The sequence below is a fragment of the Kordia sp. E genome (assembly GCF_056033805.1).
In genome coordinates this window covers 43,878-67,672 of the sequence record NZ_JBRASR010000005.1, presented here as the reverse complement: position 1 = coordinate 67,672, position 23,795 = coordinate 43,878, and the positions used below count along the sequence as shown (strand labels likewise).

The following is a 23,795-nucleotide window of genomic DNA, read 5'->3' as shown; positions in this document are numbered from 1 at the left end:
TTTCTGCGGTGTTGTTAGGCATGTATTCTTTTACATTAAAAACACTCATGGCTTCTTTATTATAAGCTCTTCCTGAAGGTGATAAAACTAAAGACATTGGTTTTTCACCTGACAATGCAGATTCATATAACTCTTGATCATTGTCAATACTTAAATCCCCAATAGCTTTAAAATACGTTGCTTCATAATCAACAGTGTTATCTGTTACTGGCTGGAATTTATAACGCGCAGGCGTATCCCAAACGCCCGTATGACTTTTTGTAGGAGAATAGTGAATATCTATACCATTTCTAAATCCCCAACCACCTTCTATTTCACCGCCTAAACTGAAACTATCACCTGAATCTTCTACACGTTCATTAAATACAAAGCCCGATTGTCCTTTAAACGGTCTAAATTGCCCTGCAATTCCTTGTCCTTGTATGTGATAAATATCATGTGTGTAGTTTACAACCGGAAGTGTTAATGTACTTTTTGTCACCATACGTTCGTTTTCCCTGTTGAAATCTAACACATCATCATATGAAGCACTTTCCGTGAATTCATAACCATATGCTTTTTCAGGCTTTACCTGATCTTTTAATCGTTGTACAGAATAAAAAGCAGAAACACCTGCTTCATAACTAAAAGGACCAGCTTGTCCACCAAATGAAGCTCTGAAAGTGTAATTTTCGTTATGATATGCTGTTCTTTTTGCTGGTGTAAAAGTATTATCAATGAAAGATAAGTTTCCCATGCTTCCACTATTAGAAGTATCATACATAGTACCATACCCTTTATCTACATAAGTTTTAAAAACTTTTGCTGATGAGGAAGTATTGATATTAAAATTACTTAATCCTTGTCTGCTATTGTTCGCAATTCCTATACCAACATTATGACTTATTCCATCTACAGCTAGGTTTTCTGTTTCCTTTCCTTTTTGAGAAAAACTTTGTGTAGCGGTTGGCGTCATTGTTGCACCATTTTCTACCGAAGGAGATAAATTCATTCCAATACTTGTTCCACTAGAGAATTTATATGACAACCCAAATGAAGGCGTAAAACTAAAACCTTCGTAATTGTTGTGTGTCAGTGTTGTGCTTCCAGAGAAACTAAATTCAGTTCCAGAAATTTGCGGATTAAAAGAAAGCGTCATTCCGACAGTTTTATTTTTTTTCATACTGTTTTCATAAGTAATCACATCACCTTTGAAATCATCAGGAACTCCACGAACATTTCGGTTTATTTGTCCTACGTTAAGGTTCCAACCAAGTCCAACCCAAGAAGCTTCTTGATCCATGGTAATACCAGCATCGTATGCTAAATTAAGTGGATAGCCACCAACATCCATAATAGGAATATTGTAATTGAAACTCCCTGAATTTATATTCACCATATCAGAAGTTCCAATTGGTGTAAAAGAGTTAAATTCGGGTTGCGACGGACCACTGGTCAGCGCGAATAGTTGTGAAGGCTGTATGGTTGTTAATACCAATTGAATTGCTAAATAGCAAGACAAAACCTTAGAAAATTTTCCGGTTCTAATATGCTGTATCATCATTGATCACTAAGTTTTATTTTAAACTTAAATTTTTATGTTTTTGATATATAAAATGGGGAATGCAATACAAGCTCTGCCTGAAGTGATTTCAGAACGAAGTTGCTGATCAATGAATTTATTTTTTGAGGAATTTTTGTTCCTTTTTGGGGAAAGAAACAAGATGGGTTTTATTCTACGTGTGCTAAAGTATGTATTTATGTCGAATTGTGTAGTACAGAGTTCATAAGCGTAGCAATTATTATATAAGCGTTAAAAAAATAGCCTAATTAGAGGTGTTTACTTACAATTTTAGCGGTTGTGATTTGAAATTAAACTTCATCAAACCGTTTCCAAATAATTGATCGTTATAGATTAATTGAATTTCTTCCTGCGGATCTACAGTCCCAAAATATAATAGAGCTCGTTTAAATGGAGCAACTTTAAAGTTTCGTTCAAACAAAACTCCCGAACATATAATGGTATCATTCGAACTCGTCACAACCTTAAAATCTTTCTTAATTTTGAATGCCATATATTCCACTGCCTTATCATATGGTAAATTAGTGAACTCTTTTTGCAATAAGTCTTGTTCTTCATCATGATGAAACTCAATTTCTAATACACGTTCTTTTTCATGTAATTTAAAGATCGAATCAACTGCTTTTGGTTCAATTTGTTCGTTTTCTTTTAGTATGTAATAATGCAATGGAACTTCAGTAGCTGTATAATTTATTGAATTGATATATTGATTTATCTTCTTTGATTTCCAGCCATCAACCGCTAAATTAAAAAACTTATAATCTTCCGTAATAACACGTTCATTTTTGTTTTTTTTACACGATATAAAACATAAAATCGCGACACTGAATAGTAAAATGATTTTTTTCATGAGTTTATTTTTTATTGGTTTCCTTCATATTTTGCATTAGCAAATTCTATGGCTTCAGCAGTCAAATCAAAAGATTCGTCAGCATACATGATGTTTCCAGAACCTTGAATACCAAAAATCAAATGCACGTTTTGTTGCTTTCCAAATTCTTCTAAATAGTTATTGAGTCGTTCCCAAGCTTTTCTATTGATCTCTTGCTTAAACTCAGTATCCATTTTTTGTAAGTGCGTATTTTGAACGTATACACGTTGTTTCAACTCATTCACTAATTTCGGATCTTTTTGCGCTTGTAATACCTGATATAAACTGTCTACTTTCTTTTTCTGTGCGTTTAATTGCGGTAATGTCATATCGTGTAAATCTTTCGCCATATTAAATTTATTAAACAATGAAATGTTGTCTACATAGCCATATTTTTTCGGTGTATCATTAAATTTAATAACTACGAAAATGATCGCTGCAATCAGAAGGCTGATATTTACCAATGGAAGAATTTTTAATGTTTTCATTTGTCTTTATTTTTGTTTTTGAAATGTTTTGAGTGTGTTTTTATATGTTAGCTGAATTGAATCTTCATATATCCTTTTAATTTTGAATTCATTCAGAATGATATCTTGTGTTTTCTTTCTAGTAATTTTTCCGTTAACTTTTAAAATTCCTAATTTTCTAGTACTTCCTTCTTGAACCACATATCCGTGATATGAAATTGAAGGCCATTTTACAACTATAGGAATACTTCTTTTTTTTTGTTGACTTGAACTTTTTTTAATTGTTTGAGAAGCTTTTTTGGGAACTCTCATGGTATTTGAAAAAGGGTTTTTAATTACATCCAAATCAAAAGTATCTTTCCGAATCGAAAAATCTACATTAGTTGCCGTTTTCGGAACATATGCATTCGTTTTTGGCATTTCTTTCTTGTAAAAAAAAGTATAGCCGATTCCGCCCCAAATGAAAATAGTTAAGAGAATTAATCCGATATTTAGATACTTTTTCGTTTTCAAATTGTTAAAATTATTCAGTTGTAAATGATCTTGAAATACTATACGAGCTTACATTTTGCGCATTGTCTTTTGCACGGACACGCCAATAATAAGTTCCAATGTTTTCAATAGAAACCTGTTGAGAGGTTCCATTGTCTACAGGAATTGTTTCTACAATAGCATTGAAATTAGCATCTTGTGCAATTTCTAAAACACTTTGAATTTCTGATTGTACATTTCCGCTATCTTGTCCAAGTGTCCAATTAAAATCAATGTCTATCGTTGTAATGATTTCATCATTTGCTGGAGAAACCAATGAAGGTTGATTTGGTACTTGACGATCTAAAAATATAGAACGCGATGTAAGCATTGTTTCCGTTGCTGCATTAATAGCTTTTACTTTCCAGATATATTCCGCATCTGTATCAAAAACACTCGTATTTATACTATAGCTTGTGGCTGTAATTTCCGTTGGCGGTATAACTGTAGTTTGTCCATTTAAATTTTTAATCAACTCAAACGAATATGAATCTGCAAATTGTAATGCGTTCCATGTACAGACTATATTGGTAGAATTTGTGTATAAATTGTCAGTTGGCGTATTCAAAATCACGCTTTGATTCGTTAAATCAGAAGAAGCAACAACGCTAAATGAAATAGGGAAAGAATATGCTGTTTCATAGGCGAAATTTTCTCCACGCACTCGCCATTCATAGTTCCCAGGATTTAACGAGTGTTGAAATGATGTTACAGAAACCAACGAATCTAATACAAGTAAATTGTTTTGATCGCTATTTAATATTTGCAATCGGTAATCGTCAGCTCCGTCCGAAGCATTCCATGAAAAGTTAATTACATTGTTTGTTATCACACTTTCTGAAGTCGGTGTAATTGGTGTGATTAAATCATCTGAGATGTTTTCCTCTAAAATATCATCACATGAGATACATAATAGAAGAATCAGTAGGCTTAAAAGTTTATTGTTATTTGCCATAATTTTGAAAATATAGTTCTAGTAATAATTCTGTTTTATTGGTGTTATAATCTTTCTTGGAAACAAATTTTGCACTTGCAATTTTAGAAGCGACAAATTCCTTTTCCATTGTATACATCAGTTTTAATAAATTTTCATACGTTCCTTTTAGAACAATTTTATTTGTAAAAACGGTAAAAATATCTTCTTCAAAAACATGAGTATCTTCCATAGAAACCACATTAATATTTAGTGAGCTATTTGTAATAAAACGCAATATTTTTTGTTGCACTAAGGCATGATTTTGTGAATTACCAATAATCATGTCTAAGCCATTTAGTTCTTGCTGTAATGCTTGAATTTTGTCAAAAGATGCTTCTGAATTTGCCATCAGTTTTTCTGAAGATTGCAATTCACTTCGCAATTGAAAAATTGGGCTATATGTCTTTTTATACATTGCAAAAATCAACACGATCAGTACAATGAGAACTAAGAAAAAACGACGTTTATGTGAAAGTGATGTTATCATTAGAAATAGATATGTATTATAAATGATTTTTGTTTCGATCTTCTTACTTGCGTATAATCTTCTATTTCAGTCTTTTTTACCCACAATTTTTCGTTTAATGAAGCAATCCATTGTTCAAAATCGTCATCGTTAGTAGTACGTCCTTCTACATGAATTTGCTTCTTAAAAAAACTTACTTCTTTATCAGCTCGTATTTTCTTAGTTACGGGCGTAATATTCATATTTGAAAGCTTTATATTTTGAGGAACTGAGTTTCCTATTTCATAAAAATATTGTGTCAAAAATTGAGGATTGAACAACCCAGAAGTTGCAATAATTTCTTCTTTATCTTCTTTCTGCTGTTTAAGAACGATTAACTGTTCTTGAGCGCCTTTCACTTCAGCAACAATAGCTTGTTTTTGAGAAGCTTCTGTTCGATATGCATCTAACAAAAATTGCCCAACTAAAATACTGAGTAACAATATCACAACACCTGAAATCAAAGTAGCTTTTGTTGCTTTATAATAGGTAAAACCTGTGTTATTTTCTTCTAAAAAAGGTGCTTCAAATTGTATTTCTTCTTCTTGAATATGATATTGTAAAATCATTGCAAAAAGCGCAATTTCTTTATATGAAAAGTTTAAATCATCTATTTGATATGACTTGTTTTCTTGTACCTCATCTAACACTTCAAAATCAGCAATTTTATCTTGTGTTAAAATAACATTTGACAAATTAGAAGTTATTGCCTGATTCGATAAGAATGAACGCAATGCATACGTCACAAAAGGTCCAATTGCAATATCTATTACATGATATTTTTTTGCTTCAAGTTGTTCCAAATACGCATCAATGATCTTTTTTCGACACATCGATACAAAAATTGTTTTCTCTTGGTGCAACTCATAAAAATAGAAATCATCAGGATTTGATTTGAAGAGTAATTTTTGTCTGTAATTCACCGCACGTTCTAAGCGCTTGTTTAAAATACCAATTCCAGAAAAGTGCAGTAATACAGGATATTTTGTTTCAATTTCTTTAAAAATGTCTTCAAATTGTTTTGTTTCAAATCGTTTTCCAATAGAAAATTCATCTTGTTTTTTGTGAATTGTCAACACATAAAACTGCGCTTCACCTTCACTCAGAAAATGAATTCCTATCACTTGAAATGTGCTTTTTAAAGGAATGATATGTGTTAATTTTTCAAACATGATTAATACGTAACTGTTGGTTTAATTAAAATGTGAAGCTTTGATTTTTCTTTCTTCTTTTTTCGACTGCTAAAAAACCATTTTATGACAGGGATTCTAGAGAGGAAAGGTGTTCCTGTTCCTGAATTTTCATTCTCCAATTCATCCAATCCACCAAGTAAAATCATCTCGTTATTCTTTACTCGAACCATTGATTCAAACTTTCGTGTTGCCTTTCCTGGAGGCGCGTTTTCACCAGCTCTTCCCAAAAATGAACTTTGTTCTACCGAAATTTCAAGCGTTACATGTTCATCTTTTGAAACAAAAGGTTTGATACGAACACTCAAATTCGCTTCCGTAGATTTCCATTGTCCCGATTGTAAAATATTGTTATTAACGCCAGTTGGCACTAATTGATTTTGTTGCTCAAAGTAATAGCTTGTTTCACCAATAGAAGTATTGGCTTCATGACCGTTTAAGGTTACCAATTTTGGCGTCGATTCTACTTTGATATATGAGTTGTTTTCGAGTGCTTTTAAACTGAGATAAAAACGTTCGGTTACTTTTCCAAGATTCACAATACCAAGCCCGTTGAACGCATCAATTAATTTGTTTACGGAATTCGCATTTACTTGTACATCAGAAGTTGGAAATAATACGCCTGAAGTTGTTCGTTTGTTATCATCTAATCCAGCTTGAAAACCTGTTTGCACTTCATATCCTTTTTGATATTGTACAATCATCACTTCAATTTCAATATTAGGAACTACTTTGTCAATTTCTCTTAAAAATTCCTGCATAGCTCGCACTTGAATGTCTGAACCTGTGACCACAAAACCGTTGAGTTCTATGAATTCTACGATGTCCATTTTTTGAACTAATGCTTTTGGAAATGTTGTTTTTACAGATTCAATAGTTCTGTTTTCCATTTGAATTAAGACTGTTTTTCTAATGCCGTCTGTATCGTGTTTTCCAATCAAGAATGTTTCATCTACCTTTTTATACGTGTATTCTTTTCCTTTTAAAACATGCCCTAATAACTCTTCAAATGTAATTCCTGTAGCAAGTAATGTTGTTGTTATTTTCTCAGGTTTGTCATACATGAAATAATTAATGTTCAACTTTTCCGCAGCTTCCACCAAAATGCTCAGTACATCTGCTTCAAAAGCATTGATAGATAAAAAACCTTTCTTATCAATGGAAAGTGTATATTCTCCATTATTTGTATTCGTTCCTTTTTTCTTTTGTACGCTTCTTTTACGACTCGTTTTTTTTGTAGTTGGATTGTCTTTGATAACAATATCACTCTTATCGATATAATAAAAATCGTTTTCATCTTTCGTAATCATCAAGTCGTTTGACTTTGCCATCATTTCTAATACTTGGTCAAATGGACGGTTAAGAATGTATGCGGAAATCGTTTTTTTCTTGATAGAAGGAGACAAAATAATATTCTTCTGAGAAGCATCTGTAATTGCCTTCGCTACACTAGAAATAGAATCTTTTTTCAGCTTTATAGAAAGAAAATCATTTTCTTTATTGTAATGAACGTCTATTTTCTTTGGCGGAATTGGTTTAGGGATTTCTGGAACTACTTCCTTTTTCTTAATGACCAATATTTTACCTTTCACGTCCATTTCCAACTCATGTTTTCCGACTAAGAAGAGTAATACTTCTTTCACAGGAACATCATAAAAATTGCTAGAAATCAGTTGTTCTAATTCTGTATCAACATCAATACTAAGTTTGTGTTCATCCGCAATTGCAGAAATAAAATCGTATAAGGTAATGCCAGAAACTTCAACTTGCATCGTTTTGTTATACGCTTTAACTTCCGTAGATAAGGTCTCTAATTTTTCTCGGCAGTCATTCTTTTGTTGTGCAAATGTCCATCCAGAAAATAGAAATAGGAGTATGAATATATAGTGCTTATACATGTTTTAGGAGTTTAATAAAATTGGATACACTTCTTCTAATGAGGTAATTCCGTCTTTGAATAATTGTAATGCTTTGTATGCCAAACTTTTTTCTTGATCAATATGTTTTTTGGCTTCTTGTATGCGTTCTTGTTTTATTACTTCGGCAATGTCTTCCGTAATGGCAATCATTTCATAAATTGCAGTTCTGTCTTTATATCCTGTATAGTAACAATCGTTACAACCTTTCGCGGTATGTTGATGTGTTATCGTATTATTTTTTCGTAATGATTTTGGCAAATCTTCCACATTAAGAATTGTTTCTGTTTTACAGTTTTCGCAAAGCTTTCGCACCAAGCGCTGTGCAATAGAAATATTGAGCGTTTCCGCGATTAAAAATGCAGGAACGCCCATATCAATCAATCGTGAAATGGTTCCTAATGCAGAATTGGTATGAATAGTAGAAAGCACTAAATGTCCTGTAAGTGAAGCTCTAATAGCCATTTGAGCCGTTTGTGCATCTCTAATTTCTCCTAACATGATAATGTCTGGATCTTGACGTAAAAACGAACGTAATGCAGCCGTAAATGTAAGCCCGATATCTTCTTTTAATTGCACTTGATTGATGCCTTTCAATGTATATTCAATCGGATCTTCAACAGTGACAATATTTGTTTTGGAATGATTCAGGTGCTTTAAAGTAGCATATAATGTTGTCGTTTTTCCTGAACCAGTTGGACCACTAATTAAAATAATTCCATTAGTTTTTTTGACCGCAATTTTATATATTTCTTGTTCTTCTGCGTCCATTCCTAAAGCATTTAAGTTTAGGTGAGAAGCATCTCTTCCTAATAAACGCATCACTACTTTTTCACCATAGTGTGTTGGTAAAATAGAAACACGAATATCAAAAGTTTCTACATTAATTCTTCCATCTTGCGGCAAACGTTTTTCAGTAATATCTAAGTTGGATCTGATTTTTATTTTGTTAATTAATTCTAGATAATTCTCAGTCTGAATTTTATATTTCTCAATCAATAAACCATCAATTCTAAACCGAACGCGTGCTTCTTCTTCAAATATTTCAATGTGAATATCACTTGCTCTAATTCCTTTCGCTTCATGCAATAATTCATCTAAGAAATCTGTGCTTAATTGATCTAATGAATTTGAAGTTGTTACTTCATTATCACTCGTTCTATAATAGGTTGCCAATGCTTTTTGAATCACTTCTGTAGTTGCAAACGCAATCACAATTTTCTTATCCAATAACAATTGTAATTCTTGGATTAATTTTTCACGATCAGCTTCGCTTTTATCGGTATAAAAAGAAATACGATTCACATCTTCATCAAATGGAATAATTCGATAATGATTGGCGAGTTCAGCATTTACAATTTGCTGTTGCGTTATAGAAATAGTGATATGTTGACTGTTAGAGTTCAAGGAAAAAAGGATTTACAATGTTCAACATTTTCAAACCAAAACAGATAATGAGTAAAAAGGATAAATATCCTGCTAATGGAATGGTTTGTTCTTTTAAAATTGATTTTGAAATTATAAATAGCACAACCGAAATGATTAATCCAATACTAAAAAACAATACATATTGATGTACTTGAAACAAAGGTGTTATGACTATGAAAAACAGCAAATCACCCAGTCCAATTGATTGATCAATAGGATTTTGAAATTCTTTATTTTTTATTGTTTGATATATCATGAATGCAATACTTGTAATCATTAAAAAACTGATGCTTTGCAGCATGTCAAAAAATGTAAGTTTTGGTTCGAGGTAGTTTAGAATGCTGGCTGCAATACCGATACCAATAATGGTAACTGTATGAATGGCTCTGTATTTGAAATCTTGAAAAGTGATGATTACAAATACCACGATTAATACGATGGTCACAATTGTTTTCAAAAGATTAATCTCTTACGACTTCTTTTAAATTTCGCTTGTGGTCAATTTCCCAAGTATTGTAATTTCCATCTCCATCAAAATCTTGAATCGATTGCGCGCGCGCTTTGAAACTATTGATACTAGCTTCAATGATTTCTATACGATATACAGCTTGTCCACCATTATCAATTGTGACTTCTCTTTCGAATCCGATATCGTCAAAACTAGAAGAATATTTAGCGTGTGTAAAAAAGTAATTTCGTTGATATGAATATAACGAGTTGAGCGTCGTTTTTGCTTCAATAGCACGTGCTTGCACAACGGCTTGTGTCTGATTTGGCAATACTAAATAAATCAATATTCCGATGATGCACAACACAATAAGAATTTCAGTTAAAGAGTATCCTTTCAGCCACAAAGACTGCTTTTTCGGGATGGGTTTTTTCTCCTTCATTTGTATTTGATTTTTATTATTCTGAAACTAAAGTATACTAAATATGTGGTTTGAGACGGCTCTAATTAACAAGCGTAGCAAATAGTTAATAAGCGTTGCGTTTTTTGAATAAAAGTGAGGGATTTGAAGAAAAAAACTACATTTTAACCAATCACTTTGCTCAAGTCAAACATTGGTGTGTACATAGAAATTAAGATGAATCCGACCAAAGCACCAATCACAATTATGAGTAATGGTTCAAGCACAGTTCCAACCATTTTTGTAGTGTGTTCTATTTCATCATTGTACTGATCATTAAGTTTACTAAACATGCTGTCGAGTTCGTTGGTTTGTTCACCAATGCCAACTAATGAAACTAGTTTTTTAGGAAAAATGGAGTGTCTTTCTAAACTATTTGAAAGCGTATTTCCTTTCAAAATGTCAAACTTCAATTGTTGAATTGCTTTTTGCATTGGATAAAACGTGATCATTTCTTTCGTTAAATCTAAAGATGTTATTAAAGGTGTTTTTGCACTTAGTAATAAACTTAGCGATTGGCAAAATTGTGTTACGTATATCTTTTTTAGAAAAGCACCAGCAAACGGAATTTTCAATATAATTTTCCCTAAAATATCACGATATCGATTGTTCTTTTTGTTCAATTTATGAATGACAGTTATTGTTGTGATAATTCCAGCAATGACAAACATGATTGTATTGAAGTTTTCAGACAATCGAATTACAAATTTTGTGATACCAGGTAATTCACTTCCAAACTGTTTAAAAACGGATGTAAACATTGGCACAATATAATTGAGCATAAAATAGAGTACGATAAACGTAATTCCCAACACAAATACAGGATACGTAATTACAGAAACAATTTGACGTTTCATTTTTATTTTACGTGCAAAAAAGCGCTGCAATTGTGTGAGTACTTCTGCTAGTTTTCGAGTTTCTTCACCAATTTTGATACTGTAATATTCATATGGAGAAAATGCTTTGTGTTTTTGTAACGCATCAAAAAGTGTACTTCCTAAAACCACATCCTTGTTAATTGTAGTGAGAATACTTTTTATTTTTTCAGATTTTTGTTGTGCTGCTAATAGTTGTAATGATTGATTAAAATCAACGCCCGATTTTATCAATACGGCAAATTCTCTATAGAATGCTTCTTTGTCTTTATTGGAGAATTTCGCAAAGAAATCAAAGTTCAATCCTTTTGATTTCTTTGTGCTTTTTGATGCAACTGTTGCCGTAACTTTATGTTTTTTAATGTCTAATCTCATTCGTAAAAGTTTCGTTGATTACATTCACAGGATTCTCCTTTTTTTGGTATGTCAAATTGATAATTTCATCATACAATCGTACTTGCATATGCATGGTATGATAGGTTTTTTGTTTAGTATATGTAAATGAAATTATATCTGTAAGAATGATCTCAGATTGTTCATTGAATGTGCGTATAAGGCTATCTTTTTGAAGTATATATTTCTTTGTTTCTTCTTTGTAGTTTCTAAGTATAAGCTGTTCATTTTCATAGGTAACAGCAGTAGCTTTGTATAAGTCTTTTTTGAAGGTAGCATCAAATAAAACATATGCATTGCTTTGTATTTGTTGTTGTTGAAATAATACAAATTGTTTGTTGAATGTCGTAAATACTGTATAAATCACGCCAATTAAAACACTTGTAATAATCAGTCCAAAAATGGTTTCTGTCAATGTAAATGCTTTAAATTTTCTATTCAAATTCATCAGCTTTCATATTAAGTATATAATGAAATTTTTTTCGCTCTTGATTTGTAATTAATTCAAGTTGTATGTGTTTTACATTGGTTTCGTTTTCATACTTAGTTACCGTTTGCTCAATCGTAAAGTTTGAATGCTTATACGTTTCGTCAATTGCCTTTTGCGTTTCTTTTAGATTATTTATAATGGTGTGAATTTCTTGCGAACCTTCAAAAAAGGCAGTTGAATGTGACGTTTTAAATACATTTACAAATACAATCGTTGCCATAATAACACAAATTGCAATTATTGCAGTTGCCATCACTGATTCTAGTAATGAAGAAGCCTGTATTTTTTTAAAATTCTTTAATGACTTCATATGTTGTATTTTTTATTGATGCAGTTTCAAATATTGAAATACCAGCAAATGTTTCTGGGAGTTTAGAACGATCAATTTCAATGTTCATCAACATATTTTTATGAGAAGCGCCTTCTATACGTGTCATCAAATAATCTGTGTACACACTTCCATATATTTTTCCATATAATTCTAAATTTCCATTACAATAGATATCTCCAACAATCAAAGCGTCTTTTTTAATTGTTATGAATGATTCCAATGCATTTTTTTTAGTTGAATTTTTCAAAATAATTCCTCCTATTAATACACTATTTTCACCAATAGTTATAGACCCAAACTTGTTAGGTTTTTCAATTATAATACTAGAAGGATAGTTCAACTGTACATCTTCTTCAATAAAAACTGCTTTTTTAGCAATAATTTGAATGTTTCCAATAAATCCAGCTTCAATATTTACTTCATCTGCTTTTACAATTACATCTTCTAACCTCATCTGTTTTGTAATGGTAAACGTTCCCGATTTTTCAATGATGATATTACCTTTTAGTTTTTTACCTATTAATAAACGATCATTTACATTTTTTAATAACAATGTTTCTGTATCAAACGAATGTATGTATACTGGATTTTCTTCTAGATTTTCCAGTGTAAATTCACGATCGTACGTGCTTGGAAGTTGATATATTTTTGAGCTAATTACAGGTAATTTATCCTGCGAAGCTCTAGTTGCTCCATTGATAAGAATTGTGTTTTTTTCACCTTGCATATTCTTTTCATCCAATCGCGCTTTTGGAACATTTATAGCACCAACAATTTTTATAGTACCAGCAATACTTTGTACCTTATCATAATCTGTAACATATAATGCAGTTTTATCTGATTTAATTTTTCCAACTAAAACAGATTTTCGAATTGTATCCTTTTTATTCGTAGAGTTTGCTGTAATTACTTTGTAAAATCCCCAATTTATCGTTTTGATATTTGTCTGAATATTGTCATCAAAAATTGAAGTCTGTATCGTTTCTACTTGATCAAGATTGTCCTTTGAAAGTTGCCATTCAATAGCCGCATCATTGGTTAATTGTAATTGTGTTTTCGCTAAAGTTTGTTGTTGAAATAACGAGTTATAACTTGCTAATAGTAACATTCCAAAACAGGTTAGCGCAATTAACAAACACACAAATACTGCGTGTACTAGTGAAGATGCTTTATACCATTTTAGCATCTTTTTTATCTTTTTTAGACGTTTTTTTCTTTTTTCTCTTGAAGATTCGCTTCAGAAATGGTTCACGTTTTACGGTATCTTTTACTTTCTCAGGAATGATTTTCCCAGACTTATATGATAAGGTGTCTTTTTTGATATAATCAATCCAAGTTCCTTGTTTATGTCCGTTTCTATAGTTTCCTTCTTGTTCTTTTTCACCTTCAGTATTATACACTATAAATTCTCCATGAAGCAGCCCTTTTTTCCAGTGTACTACTTTTTGAAGTTTTCCGTTTTCCTGCCAATTGCGCCAAACTCCATGCTTTAAACCATTCTTAAAGTTTCCTTTTTCGGCAAGTTGTTTTGACTTGTAAAACTTTTGATAATTATCTACTAAGATTGGACCACCAATTCCTGAGTTTGATTGGTGAATTTCGCCAGAGCGATACCAATAATAAACTCTATTTTCTTTTGGCTTTTTAACGACTTCTTGCGTAATGTAGAATTCATAATCATAATCTTGATGATTGATAATTCGTTTTTGAGGCGTTATTATAAGAACGATAAATACTGTGAATATAAATTTCATTACTTCTATTTATGGGGATTCGTAACGTGATTTTCGTGCATATTACGATAGAAGTTTCAGAAATGCCAATAGTTTTTCGTAAGCGTAGTAATTATTGTATAAGCGTTGAATTTTGAAGTAAATATTCAAAAAAAGAGGTCTTTTTTTGAAATTTCCTTTTATAAGATTGGAATTCTTAGGATATAGAAAACCAATAATTCAATTGAAAAAAATAGGTGGGAAATTTTATTTTATGATATTGAAATGATCTAAAAGGAATTTTCTATGACGTTGACTTACAGGCACAGTTTTTCCATTTTTCATTGTTAGATAATATTCCGCAGCATTAACACTTGAAATTTTCTCTAAATTAACTACAAATTTCCTATGTGTCATCACAAAAGTATCTGGCATTTTACTAGCCAATTCTTTAAGACTTTGTTGTACCAAAAATTGAGTTGTATCAGTGTAAATAATACAATATCTACCATCTGCCTCTAAAGAAGAGATTTCATCGGTAGTGACTTTGCATAATATTCCATTTTTTTTAATGAAAAAGGTGTTTTTTATTTTTAAGACAGAATTTTTTCTTGCAGTGAATCCGCCAGCTTCTTTTGCATATTTTTCAAAAGCGAGTTCAATAGAGAATTGTAATTCTAATGGATTGAATGGTTTTAATAAATAACTATCGGGTTTTATACTTTTTGCCTGTTTGAAAGTTATACTATCATTGGCGCTTGTTAAGAACATTATTGGCGGTACGTCATTATATTCTGCAGTAAGATATTCTGCAAAGCGAATACCATCTCGTTCTTTATCGATATAAATATCTAAAATTAATAAATCTGGTGCATGCAGATTGTATTTTTCTTTTGCTTCATTATAAGTATTAGAAACGATTACTTCATAGTCTTCGAATAACACTGATTCTAACATTTCTGCATCATACTCATTATCTTCTAAAAGTAATATTTTTATTTTTTTCATAATTCTTAGCTTATAAGTTTAAAAGGTAATGTAACATTTACTGTTGTTCCAATTTCTGTATTTGCTGTGATGGCTAATGTTCCATCATTTTTTTCAATCATCGCTTTAGTGAGGACTATGCCTAATCCTGTGCTTTTATGTCCTGAAGTATCTTCTTTTATTTTCTTAGTATCAACCTCAAAAATAGTATGTATTATTTCCTTTGAAATTCCTATTCCTGAATCTTCAATTGACAATGTAAATAGTTTTTTCGTCTTTGAGTTTTCAAAAATTGCAATACTTCCATTATTTGGCGTAAATTTTATAGCATTGTCAATGCAGTTTCTCAAAGCAATTTTAATTGTATTGATATCAGCAAAAATTAAGATTGATTTCGAAATTTCTACTTCTAATTCAATTTGTTTTTCTTCTATTAATGATAGAAATGGAAACAGAACTTGATCAATAATAGGTTTTAACGGAAACCATTCAGGATGTACAGCTATTAAATTGGATTGACTCAACGACCAATTTAATAAATTATCAACCAATTGATTGACAGATTGAACAGCTTTATAATTTGTATTTAAAAAAGATTCATCCGTTTGATAATTTTTCTGAGATATTTTACTTTCAAATCGTTGCTTTAAATGCGAAATTGGAGCACGCAAATCGTGAGCAACAATAGAGAACAATTGGTTTTTAGTTGCGTTGGATGTTGTTAATGCTGTATTTAGCTTTATTATTTGTCGGTTTTTTTGTTTACTATTTCTATATGCATAGAATGCAATTAAAGCTAATAAAAATGCTCCTATTGCTATTGCAAAAAATGTATTACGCTGTGCCGTTTTTGCTTTTAACTCTACTTGTTTTATACCAATATTGAACGTTTCTCTTTCCTGCGCAACTTCCCAAACCATATTTTGCCGTTGCAACGAATCTTTATGAATTGTATATTCTTTAAAATAACGTATTGCTGTTTTTGGTTCTTTTAATAATTCTGAAATAAAATATAGATTGTGTGTTACAGCAATTTTTAATTCTAAGTCTTTTAAATTTTTTAAATATACATAAGCAGAATCAAAATATTTTCTTGCAATTTGATCTTTATATTGTTCAAAATATAGGTTTCCCATATGAGAATAGGCTCTAGCAATTGGCAACGAATCTTTTTGTTTTATATATGCTCCTAAAATTTTTCTATAGTAGGTTTCTGCTGTAGTATATTCCTCTTTCGCTAAAGCAATGTATGCTAAGTTTTCATATATTTCATTTTTAAAAAAAGCACTTTGAAATGTATCAACTTCAAATGCTTTTTGATAATATACAACTGTAGAATCATATTCTTTCTTTTTATAAAACACATCACCTAAACTTTTGTAAGCCATTTGTTGTTGGCTCTTACTTCCTAATTTTAGGACATTCATGAGGTTTATTTTAGCTTCATCGTATATTCCTAATTTTAATAGTAAGTGTCCTTGAAAAAGTTGTTTTAAGGTGTTGGCAGTCTTGATGTCTTTTAATAAGTAATATTGCGCTTTTTCATAATCTTCATGTTTAAAACTAACATGTGCGTTATGCCAAGTATTTACAGGAATGTCTAATTCTATTTTTTCATAGTTAGCAGACAACACATCGCATTGCATACAATATTTGGCAAATAAATTATCAACATATGTATTCTGTGAAAAACAACACATTATTATTCCTAAAAAACAACAAAAGAATAACTTTCTTTTTTTTAAAAGCATTGAAAAAGTTTACTTTGGTGGAACTACAATGGTACCTCTTTTGGGCTCTCCTACATTACTTAAATCTGTACTACAATTATATTCAATTTCAACAAAAACTTGACTGACATCATTAAATGGATCATTTTCATCCAATGTTAATATGATTTGTCGAATGCTTAATTGACCTGTCTTTCGTATATCTTTTTCTATAATTTTTATTGAGCAATATAATTGCTTGCTTTCATCTTTGGTGATTTGTTCAATTTTTATTTCATCACTTGTAATTGCGTTATCTAAAAGTACAATTATATATATATTGTTTTCATATATCTTAACAAATGGAGGTTCTTGAAGTTGTTCTGTAAAGAAGAGTTTAAATTCATCTAGAAGAGAAAGATTCGTTATACTAGACTTATTTTTAATAACATCTATTTTTTGCATAAAATCTAAATTAGGTTAGTTCATTTCTTTGCTGTCAATTTAATAATATTCTTACAATAGAAAAAGAATATACAATCAAAATATCACTCATTCATATATTCACTGCACTCGTTTCATTTTTTTCTGCACTTATAACATAACATAAATTTCACACTACTTAAGCAACTACTTTTGAATCAAATAAATAGCTATTTATATAAAACTCTTTAGAAGTAATTGCCTAGCCAAAGAACATTAGAAATAAATGCTTTTGTGTTACCAAACTTTCTAAAAAAACAAATATCTGGTGGAACCTGAAAAGCCTGTATTAAATAGAGTAAGGAAATCTAAAAAACACTTTAATTATGGAAAATTTCGTAGGAATACTAAACTATGTTATTCAACAAAACATGAATGAGATCAATAAGGTAATATCAAAAAAAATTAAAAAAAATGGCTTTGACCCAGCTGGTGGATCAAGTAGCGGTAGTGCAGATACAGGAGAAATCGGATATGCTGGTGTAAGTCTTGAATGCTCTTTGGAATATACCGTTAAAGGTTTGACAGGTTTGTCTACTTCTTCATTTGATGAACTAATTATAGATAGTGCGCATATTTCTCCTGATGGAAAAAGATTTTCTGGAGCTGGTTTCTATAAATTTGGAACTAAAAAACATCTTAGTGCAAAAGGTTCAGGAAGAGAAACTGGAACGTTTAAAAATTGGTTCAAAGATATATCAGAATCAGTTAGTTTAGGCGCAACTGCAACTATTAACGGATATAACCTTAGAGGTAAAGTTTCAGTTTCTGGAGAAATAAAAAACGGTGTCGTTACAATAGAAGGTTTAATTATTGAACAATCGAACACAAGTATTGGTGAAATTCACATTGATGTTCATGGTTTAGGACTTTTTAATCCTGTTGCTAATTTAGTAACCAGTGCATTTGCCAATGGTGTTGCAAATTTGACAAGTGTAGCGTTAGATAATTTATTCCCACTCGTCAATACTGTATTAAATGAAGTAGTATTACCAGTTTCGGCAGATATCAAACAGTTAGCAGAATAAAACAATTTATAAATATTGATTTAATCATCTCAAAACTAAAATATCGAGGATTATTCCTCGATATTTTTTTATTTCTATTTAATAGTCCTTCTCTAGTCATTACCAAATTACACAGGAAATTTATCGCTAATAGCATCCAAACATAAATTATGAATACTACCAATATGTGTATGCAATTTAGATTGTGCTGGTGAATATGTTCCATTTGCTACTTGTTTCCCAATTTGTTGATATGCTTCTCTAAAAGAAACACCATCAATCACCAAATTATTAATACTATCTACGGTAAATAAGTATGTATATTTTTCATCGTTTAAATCAATGTCTTTTACAGAAATTTGTTGAATAGAATGATTGAATATTTCCAAAATATCTTTTACATCTGAAAATGCTGTTATCATATGTTCTTTTAGAAGTTGAAAATCTCTATGATAACCACTTGGCAAATTGTTCGTAATTAAGAGCATTTCTGTATACAACGCTTGAATCTTATTGCATTTACCTCGAATCAATTCAAAAACATCGGGATTCTTTTTGTGTGGCATAATGCTACTTCCAGTAGTTAATGCATCTGGAAAGGAAATAAAGTCAAAATTCTGACTCATATACAGGCAAATATCCATCGCAAACCGTGCTAATGTATTGCACAAACTTCCCAAGGCTATTGAAATGGTTCGTTCGCTTTTCCCTCTGCTCATTTGTGCGGCAACGACATTATATTTTAAGGTTTCAAAGCCTAACTCGTCTGTTGTAAAATTTCTATCAATAGGAAATGAACTTCCATATCCTGCTGCTGAACCTAATGGATTTTGATCTACCGTTTTTAATGTTGCATTTAATAAATGTACATCATCAATTAGTAATTCTGCATACGCAGAAAACCACAACCCGAAAGAAGAAGGCATCGCAACTTGTAAATGTGTATACCCTGGCAACAAAGCTTCTTTATGTGTTTCAGCGAGTTGCATAAGTGTCTCAAAAAACGTTTTAGTATTAGCAGTAATTTGGTTTAAATTGTCTTTGTAGAATAACTGCAAGGCAACCAAAACCTGATCGTTTCGAGAACGTGCCGTATGAATCTTTTTTCCAATATCGCCATATTTTTGAGTAAGCTCGAATTCTATTTTTGAATGTACATCTTCAAATTGAGCTTCTATCACAAAAGTTCCATTGGTTACTTGCAATTGTAATTCATGTAATCCTTCTGAAAGTTGTTGCAATTCTTCAGAGGAAATAATTTGAATCTTTTCCAACATTTTTGCATGTGCTAACGAAGCTTGTATATCATACTTTGCAATATGTAAATCAATTTCTCTATCATTCCCGACAGTAAAATTTTCTATTTTTTTATCTATATTAATTCCTTTATCCCAGAGTTTCATAAGTTTCCTTTTTTGTCATTCCTGCGAAGGCAGGAATCTATTTTCTTTTTTGTTGTGGATTCCTGCCTACGCAGGAATGACAACTATATTATATAATAACCTTATCTAATAATTCAATATAAATTTGAATACCTTCTTCTATTTCATGAATGTAAATAAACTCATCGGCAGTATGTGAACGCGTACTATCGCCAGGGCCAAATTTTAGAGACGGACATGACAATACTGCTTGATCTGAAAGCGTTGGTGAACCATAGGTTTTTCTGCCCAAAGCGATTCCTGCTTGTACCAATGGATGTTCTTTAGGAATTGACGATGAATTCAATTTTAAGCTTCTTGGAATTATAGATTCACATGGTGCTTCTTTTTGAAGAATTCCAACAATATTAGTATTTGTATACGCATCATTCACACGAACATCAACCACCAATTCTACATTCGCAGGAACTGCATTGTGTTGTTTTCCAGCATTTATTTGTGTAACTGTCATTTTTACATCGCCCAAAACAGAAGATGTTTTTTTAAACGTAAATTCCTGAAACCATTTCAATACATCAATTGTATTATATATTGCATTGTCTGTATTTGGATGTGCTGCATGACTCGGTGTTCCTTTTACAATTGCATCAAAAACTAAAAGCCCTTTTTCGGCAACAGCCAAGTGCATCAATGTCGGTTCGCCTACAATGGCTACATCAATTTTTGGAATGATAGACAGCATACTATTCAAACCGTTTTCGCCACTGCTTTCTTCTTCTGCGGAAGCAACAATCACAAGATTGTATTTTAAATCTTTTTTATTATAAAAATGTGTAAATGTTGCCATCAGTGAAACCAAACAACCGCCAGCATCATTACTTCCCAACCCATACAGTTTTCCGTTTTCTTCAATCGCTTTAAACGGATCTTTTGTATAACCATTATTTGGCTTTACAGTATCGTGATGTGAATTTAATAGCAATGTTGGTTTGCTTTCATCAAAGTGTAAATTAGTTGCCCAAACGTTGTTTTTAGTTCGTGTATAAGGAATATTATAATTCTGAAACCAATTTTCTATCAACTTTGCGGTATGATCTTCTTCCGAAGAAAAAGATGGTGTTTCTATCAGATGTCGCAGCAATGCAATTGCATTATTTGTTAATTCTTGAATGTTCATTTTTGAATAGTTGTGTGTGTTACATTTTCATTAAAAAGCATTGTTGGTTTTCCAATGCATACTTTATGTACTTGATTTGTTAGTGCATAAAAACAATTGTTGAGTTTGGGCAACATTCCATCGGCTATAATGCCGTTTTCTAATAAGGTTTGATACGTTTCTGTGTTGATATGCTCAATCACTGAATCTTCATTTTTGATATCTTCTAAAACGCCATTTTTTTCAAAACAATAATACAATTCAACAGTATAATCAGTTGTAAAAGCAATCGCTAGTTCGGAAGCAATTGTATCAGCATTTGTGTTTAATAATTGTCCGTTTTCATCATGTGTAATAGCTGAAAAAACAGGTGTTACATCGTTATTTAGTAAAATTTGTATTGTAGAAGTATTTACTTTTTCCACATCGCCTACAAAACCATAATTCACTTCTTGTATAGGACGTTTTTTTGAAACGATACTATTTCCATCAGCACCCGAAAAACCAACAGCATTACAGTTATTTGCTTGTAACTTAGCTACAATCGTTTTGTTTACTTTTCCAGCGTATACCATCGTTATAATGTCTAAAGTCTTAGCATCTGTAATACGTCTTCCTTGATTCATTTGAACTTCAACGCTCATTTCTTCTGCTAATTTAGTTGCTGATTTTCCACCGCCATGCACCAATATCTTTGGAGATTCAAGTTGTGCAAAACCTCTTAAAAAAACAGCTAATGCAACCTCATCATTAATGATGTTCCCTCCTATTTTTATAACTTTTAATGTTTGCATAATTATATATTTTCTAAGATTTTCTTTAAAACAATTTGTGCTGCGTAGGTTCTATTGTTTGCTTGTTCGATGACAATAGAATTGTCAGAATCTAATACAGCATCTTCAACAACTACATTTCGTCTTACTGGTAAACAATGCATGAATTTTGCAGTTTTCAATTTATCTTTAGTAATCATCCAATTAGCATCTTCGTTTAGAATTTCACCATAATTTATATAACTACTCCAATTTTTTGCATATACAAAATCGGCATCTTTCAACGCTTCTGCTTGATTGTAATTAATTGGTGTTTCTAACGTAATATCTGGGTTTAATTCATACCCTTTTGGATGTGTAATGGAAAAATCAACTTCTATATTCTCCATCATTTCCACAAACGAATTTGCAACAGCTTGCGGCAATGCTTTAGGATGCGGCGTCCAAGACAAAACCACTTTTGGTTTCTGCTTCGTTTTTAATTCTTCAATCGTCATTGCATCAGCCAATGCTTGTAATGGATGCATCGTTGCGCTTTCCATATTTATAATTGGAACAGAAGCATATTTCACAAAACTATTCAGAATCCATTCGGAAGCATCTTTTTCTTTATCTGTCAAACTCGGAAATGCACGAATCGCAATAATATCTGCATATTGTGAAATGACTTCCGTAGCTTCTTTTACATGTTCAGAAGTATTGAAATTCATTACAGCACCATCTTCAAATTCTAAATTCCAAGCGTCATTTACATTTAAGATCATGACTTTCATTCCTAAGTTTTTTGCAGCTTTTTCAGTACTTAAACGCGTACGCAAACTCGCATTGAAAAATAGCATGACTATGGTTTTATGTTTTCCTAAATATTCATGAGCAAAAGGATTTTCTTTTAGCTCAATTGCTTCTTGTATGATTTCGGGAATGTTGTCGATGTCGTATATGTTTGTGTATTTCTTCATATGCATTCTCCACGAAAGTGGAACCTTTTTTAATTAGACTTTATTTTCATTTTAACACTATTTTCAATGCCTCAAAAAAATGATCAACATGTTTTTTGGTGATTGTTAACGGTGGAAGAATCCGCAATAAATTTGGATTTTTGGCACTTCCCGTGAAAATGTGATGTTTGTGAATGAGTTTTTTTCGTAATTCAGCAATAGGAAAATCAAATTCCAATCCAAGCATCAAACCTCTTCCTTTGATCGTTTTAATTTTAGAAAATGTATTTGCTTTGGCAATGAAATAGCTAGAAATTTCAGCAACATTTTGCATCACTCTTTCTTCTTCTATAACATTCAATACTGCTAAAGATGCGCTACACGCCAAATGATTTCCACCAAATGTAGTTCCGAGCAATCCAAAAGAAGCTTTGATTTTTGGGTGAATTAAAATTCCTCCTATCGGGAATCCATTGCCCATGCCTTTTGCCATTGAAATGATATCTGGTGTAATATGATGTTTTTGAAACGAGAAAAAATCTCCAGTTCTCCCAAAACCAGCTTGTATTTCATCAGCAATTAAAATGGTATTGTAAGTTTTACATAGTATTTCCAAACCTTGATAAAAAGCAGTTGTACTTTCTTCCAATCCGCCAATACCTTGAATACACTCTATAATTACGGCACAAGTTTTATTTTCTTTTAGAATGGTTTCTACCGTTTCTAAATCGCCTAGTTCTACAAAATCAACTTGTTGCTGTGCATTAATTGGTGCCACAATTTTAGCATTATCTGTCGCAGCAACAGCAGCAGAAGTTCGTCCGTGGAAAGAATTTTTAAACGCAAGAATTTTTGTTTTATTCGTATGAAATGATGCAAGTTTCAAGGCATTTTCATTGGCTTCTGCGCCAGAATTACACAAAAATAATTGGTAACCTTTACAGTTTGATAAAGTGGTTAGTTTAGTTGCTAATTTTGTTTGTAATGGATTTTGAACAGCATTGCTATAAAACCCTAATTTCTCAACTTGATCGGTTATCGCTTTTACATATCTTGGATGCGAATGTCCGATAGATATTACAGCATGACCACCATAAAAATCTAAATACTTGTTATGATTCTCATCATATACATGCACGTTTTTTGCACTTGTTGGAGTGATATCGAATAATGGATATACGTTAAATAAACTCATGATTGTTAGAT

The 23,795-nt window shown here is 31.5% G+C and carries 25 protein-coding genes; 1 reads left to right on the top strand and 24 read right to left on the bottom strand.

Annotation, left to right across the window (positions count from 1 at the left end; translation table 11 throughout):
• The 19 genes from ACUUYC_RS21955 to ACUUYC_RS21865 all read right to left on the bottom strand — a co-directional run.
• Window positions 1-1,543, bottom strand: a 1,543-nt coding sequence (locus ACUUYC_RS21955; RefSeq protein ID WP_474269425.1) for a hypothetical protein, incomplete at its 3' end; no start/stop codon positions are given.
• 280 nt (window positions 1,544-1,823) lie between these two features.
• Window positions 1,824-2,411, bottom strand: coding sequence for a hypothetical protein (locus ACUUYC_RS21950; protein ID WP_474269424.1), 588 nt, complete (start codon window positions 2,409-2,411; stop codon window positions 1,824-1,826).
• Between the two features lie 11 nt (window positions 2,412-2,422).
• The gene (locus ACUUYC_RS21945; protein ID WP_474269423.1) at window positions 2,423-2,920 is read right to left on the bottom strand and encodes an OmpH family outer membrane protein; all 498 of its coding nucleotides are present in this window, start codon (window positions 2,918-2,920) and stop codon (window positions 2,423-2,425) included.
• Window positions 2,921-2,926: 6 nt separating this feature from the next.
• Entirely contained in the window at window positions 2,927-3,412 is a 486-nt protein-coding gene (locus ACUUYC_RS21940; RefSeq protein ID WP_474269421.1) for a hypothetical protein, read from the bottom strand.
• Between the two features lie 10 nt (window positions 3,413-3,422).
• Entirely contained in the window at window positions 3,423-4,385 is a 963-nt protein-coding gene (locus tag ACUUYC_RS21935) for a hypothetical protein (protein ID WP_474269419.1), read from the bottom strand.
• Window positions 4,375-4,893 carry a hypothetical protein gene (locus tag ACUUYC_RS21930; protein WP_474269418.1) on the bottom strand — a complete coding sequence of 173 codons (519 nt, stop codon included), beginning with the start codon at window positions 4,891-4,893 and terminating at the stop codon, window positions 4,375-4,377. Before ACUUYC_RS21930 ends, ACUUYC_RS21935 begins: the two co-directional genes overlap by 11 nt.
• Entirely contained in the window at window positions 4,893-6,083 is a 1,191-nt protein-coding gene (locus ACUUYC_RS21925; protein ID WP_474269417.1) for a hypothetical protein, read from the bottom strand. The genes ACUUYC_RS21930 and ACUUYC_RS21925 overlap by 1 nt, the downstream gene beginning before the upstream one ends.
• Before the next feature lie 2 nt (window positions 6,084-6,085).
• On the bottom strand, window positions 6,086-7,999 hold the full coding sequence (locus ACUUYC_RS21920; RefSeq protein ID WP_474269416.1) for a type II secretion system protein GspD: 1,914 nt from the start codon (window positions 7,997-7,999) through the stop codon (window positions 6,086-6,088).
• Between the two features lie 3 nt (window positions 8,000-8,002).
• Window positions 8,003-9,424, bottom strand: coding sequence for a GspE/PulE family protein (locus ACUUYC_RS21915; protein ID WP_474269415.1), 1,422 nt, complete (start codon window positions 9,422-9,424; stop codon window positions 8,003-8,005).
• Window positions 9,414-9,902: a hypothetical protein gene (locus ACUUYC_RS21910; protein WP_474269414.1), complete on the bottom strand. Its 489-nt coding sequence runs from the start codon at window positions 9,900-9,902 to the stop codon at window positions 9,414-9,416. Before ACUUYC_RS21910 ends, ACUUYC_RS21915 begins: the two co-directional genes overlap by 11 nt.
• A 4-nt stretch (window positions 9,903-9,906) precedes the next feature.
• Window positions 9,907-10,335 carry a type IV pilin protein gene (locus ACUUYC_RS21905; protein ID WP_474269413.1) on the bottom strand — a complete coding sequence of 143 codons (429 nt, stop codon included), beginning with the start codon at window positions 10,333-10,335 and terminating at the stop codon, window positions 9,907-9,909.
• A 143-nt stretch (window positions 10,336-10,478) separates the two neighbouring features.
• Entirely contained in the window at window positions 10,479-11,603 is a 1,125-nt protein-coding gene (locus ACUUYC_RS21900; RefSeq protein WP_474269411.1) for a type II secretion system F family protein, read from the bottom strand.
• Complete coding sequence (locus ACUUYC_RS21895; protein ID WP_474269409.1) at window positions 11,587-12,063, bottom strand: hypothetical protein; 477 nt, start codon at window positions 12,061-12,063, stop codon at window positions 11,587-11,589. The genes ACUUYC_RS21900 and ACUUYC_RS21895 overlap by 17 nt, the downstream gene beginning before the upstream one ends.
• Window positions 12,056-12,421 (bottom strand): type II secretion system protein, encoded by a 366-nt coding sequence (locus ACUUYC_RS21890; RefSeq protein WP_474269408.1) that lies wholly within the window; start codon window positions 12,419-12,421, stop codon window positions 12,056-12,058. The genes ACUUYC_RS21895 and ACUUYC_RS21890 overlap by 8 nt, the downstream gene beginning before the upstream one ends.
• Window positions 12,399-13,628, bottom strand: a complete 1,230-nt coding sequence (locus ACUUYC_RS21885) for a hypothetical protein (RefSeq protein ID WP_474269407.1) — start codon at window positions 13,626-13,628, stop codon at window positions 12,399-12,401. The genes ACUUYC_RS21890 and ACUUYC_RS21885 overlap by 23 nt, the downstream gene beginning before the upstream one ends.
• The gene (locus ACUUYC_RS21880; protein ID WP_474269405.1) at window positions 13,612-14,196 is read right to left on the bottom strand and encodes a toxin-antitoxin system YwqK family antitoxin; all 585 of its coding nucleotides are present in this window, start codon (window positions 14,194-14,196) and stop codon (window positions 13,612-13,614) included. Before ACUUYC_RS21880 ends, ACUUYC_RS21885 begins: the two co-directional genes overlap by 17 nt.
• A 225-nt stretch (window positions 14,197-14,421) precedes the next feature.
• Window positions 14,422-15,162, bottom strand: a complete 741-nt coding sequence (locus tag ACUUYC_RS21875) for a LytR/AlgR family response regulator transcription factor (protein ID WP_474269403.1) — start codon at window positions 15,160-15,162, stop codon at window positions 14,422-14,424.
• A 5-nt stretch (window positions 15,163-15,167) separates the two neighbouring features.
• Window positions 15,168-16,841, bottom strand: a complete 1,674-nt coding sequence (locus ACUUYC_RS21870; protein ID WP_474269402.1) for a tetratricopeptide repeat-containing sensor histidine kinase — start codon at window positions 16,839-16,841, stop codon at window positions 15,168-15,170.
• Window positions 16,842-16,901: 60 nt separating this feature from the next.
• Window positions 16,902-17,315 carry a hypothetical protein gene (locus tag ACUUYC_RS21865; protein ID WP_474269401.1) on the bottom strand — a complete coding sequence of 138 codons (414 nt, stop codon included), beginning with the start codon at window positions 17,313-17,315 and terminating at the stop codon, window positions 16,902-16,904.
• 344 nt (window positions 17,316-17,659) lie between these two features.
• On the opposite strand from ACUUYC_RS21865, the gene ACUUYC_RS21860 reads away from it, so the two are divergent.
• On the top strand, window positions 17,660-18,361 hold the full coding sequence (locus ACUUYC_RS21860; protein WP_474269399.1) for a hypothetical protein: 702 nt from the start codon (window positions 17,660-17,662) through the stop codon (window positions 18,359-18,361).
• Between the two features lie 107 nt (window positions 18,362-18,468).
• Here ACUUYC_RS21860 and argH read toward each other — a convergent pair whose 3' ends face one another.
• The 5 genes from argH to ACUUYC_RS21835 form a co-directional block, all read right to left on the bottom strand.
• Window positions 18,469-19,743: an argininosuccinate lyase gene (gene argH, locus ACUUYC_RS21855; RefSeq protein WP_474269397.1), complete on the bottom strand. Its 1,275-nt coding sequence runs from the start codon at window positions 19,741-19,743 to the stop codon at window positions 18,469-18,471.
• A gap of 88 nt (window positions 19,744-19,831) precedes the next feature.
• A complete protein-coding gene (locus ACUUYC_RS21850; protein ID WP_474269396.1) occupies window positions 19,832-20,899 on the bottom strand; it encodes a M20 family metallo-hydrolase in 1,068 nt (355 codons plus the stop codon).
• Entirely contained in the window at window positions 20,896-21,672 is a 777-nt protein-coding gene (argB, locus tag ACUUYC_RS21845) for an acetylglutamate kinase (protein WP_474269394.1), read from the bottom strand. The genes ACUUYC_RS21850 and argB overlap by 4 nt, the downstream gene beginning before the upstream one ends.
• Window positions 21,673-21,674: 2 nt before the next feature.
• A complete protein-coding gene (locus ACUUYC_RS21840) occupies window positions 21,675-22,610 on the bottom strand; it encodes a Rossmann-fold NAD(P)-binding domain-containing protein (RefSeq protein WP_474269393.1) in 936 nt (311 codons plus the stop codon).
• Window positions 22,611-22,656: 46 nt separating this feature from the next.
• The gene (locus tag ACUUYC_RS21835; RefSeq protein WP_474269391.1) at window positions 22,657-23,784 is read right to left on the bottom strand and encodes an aspartate aminotransferase family protein; all 1,128 of its coding nucleotides are present in this window, start codon (window positions 23,782-23,784) and stop codon (window positions 22,657-22,659) included.
• Window positions 23,785-23,795: the final 11 nt, after the last annotated feature.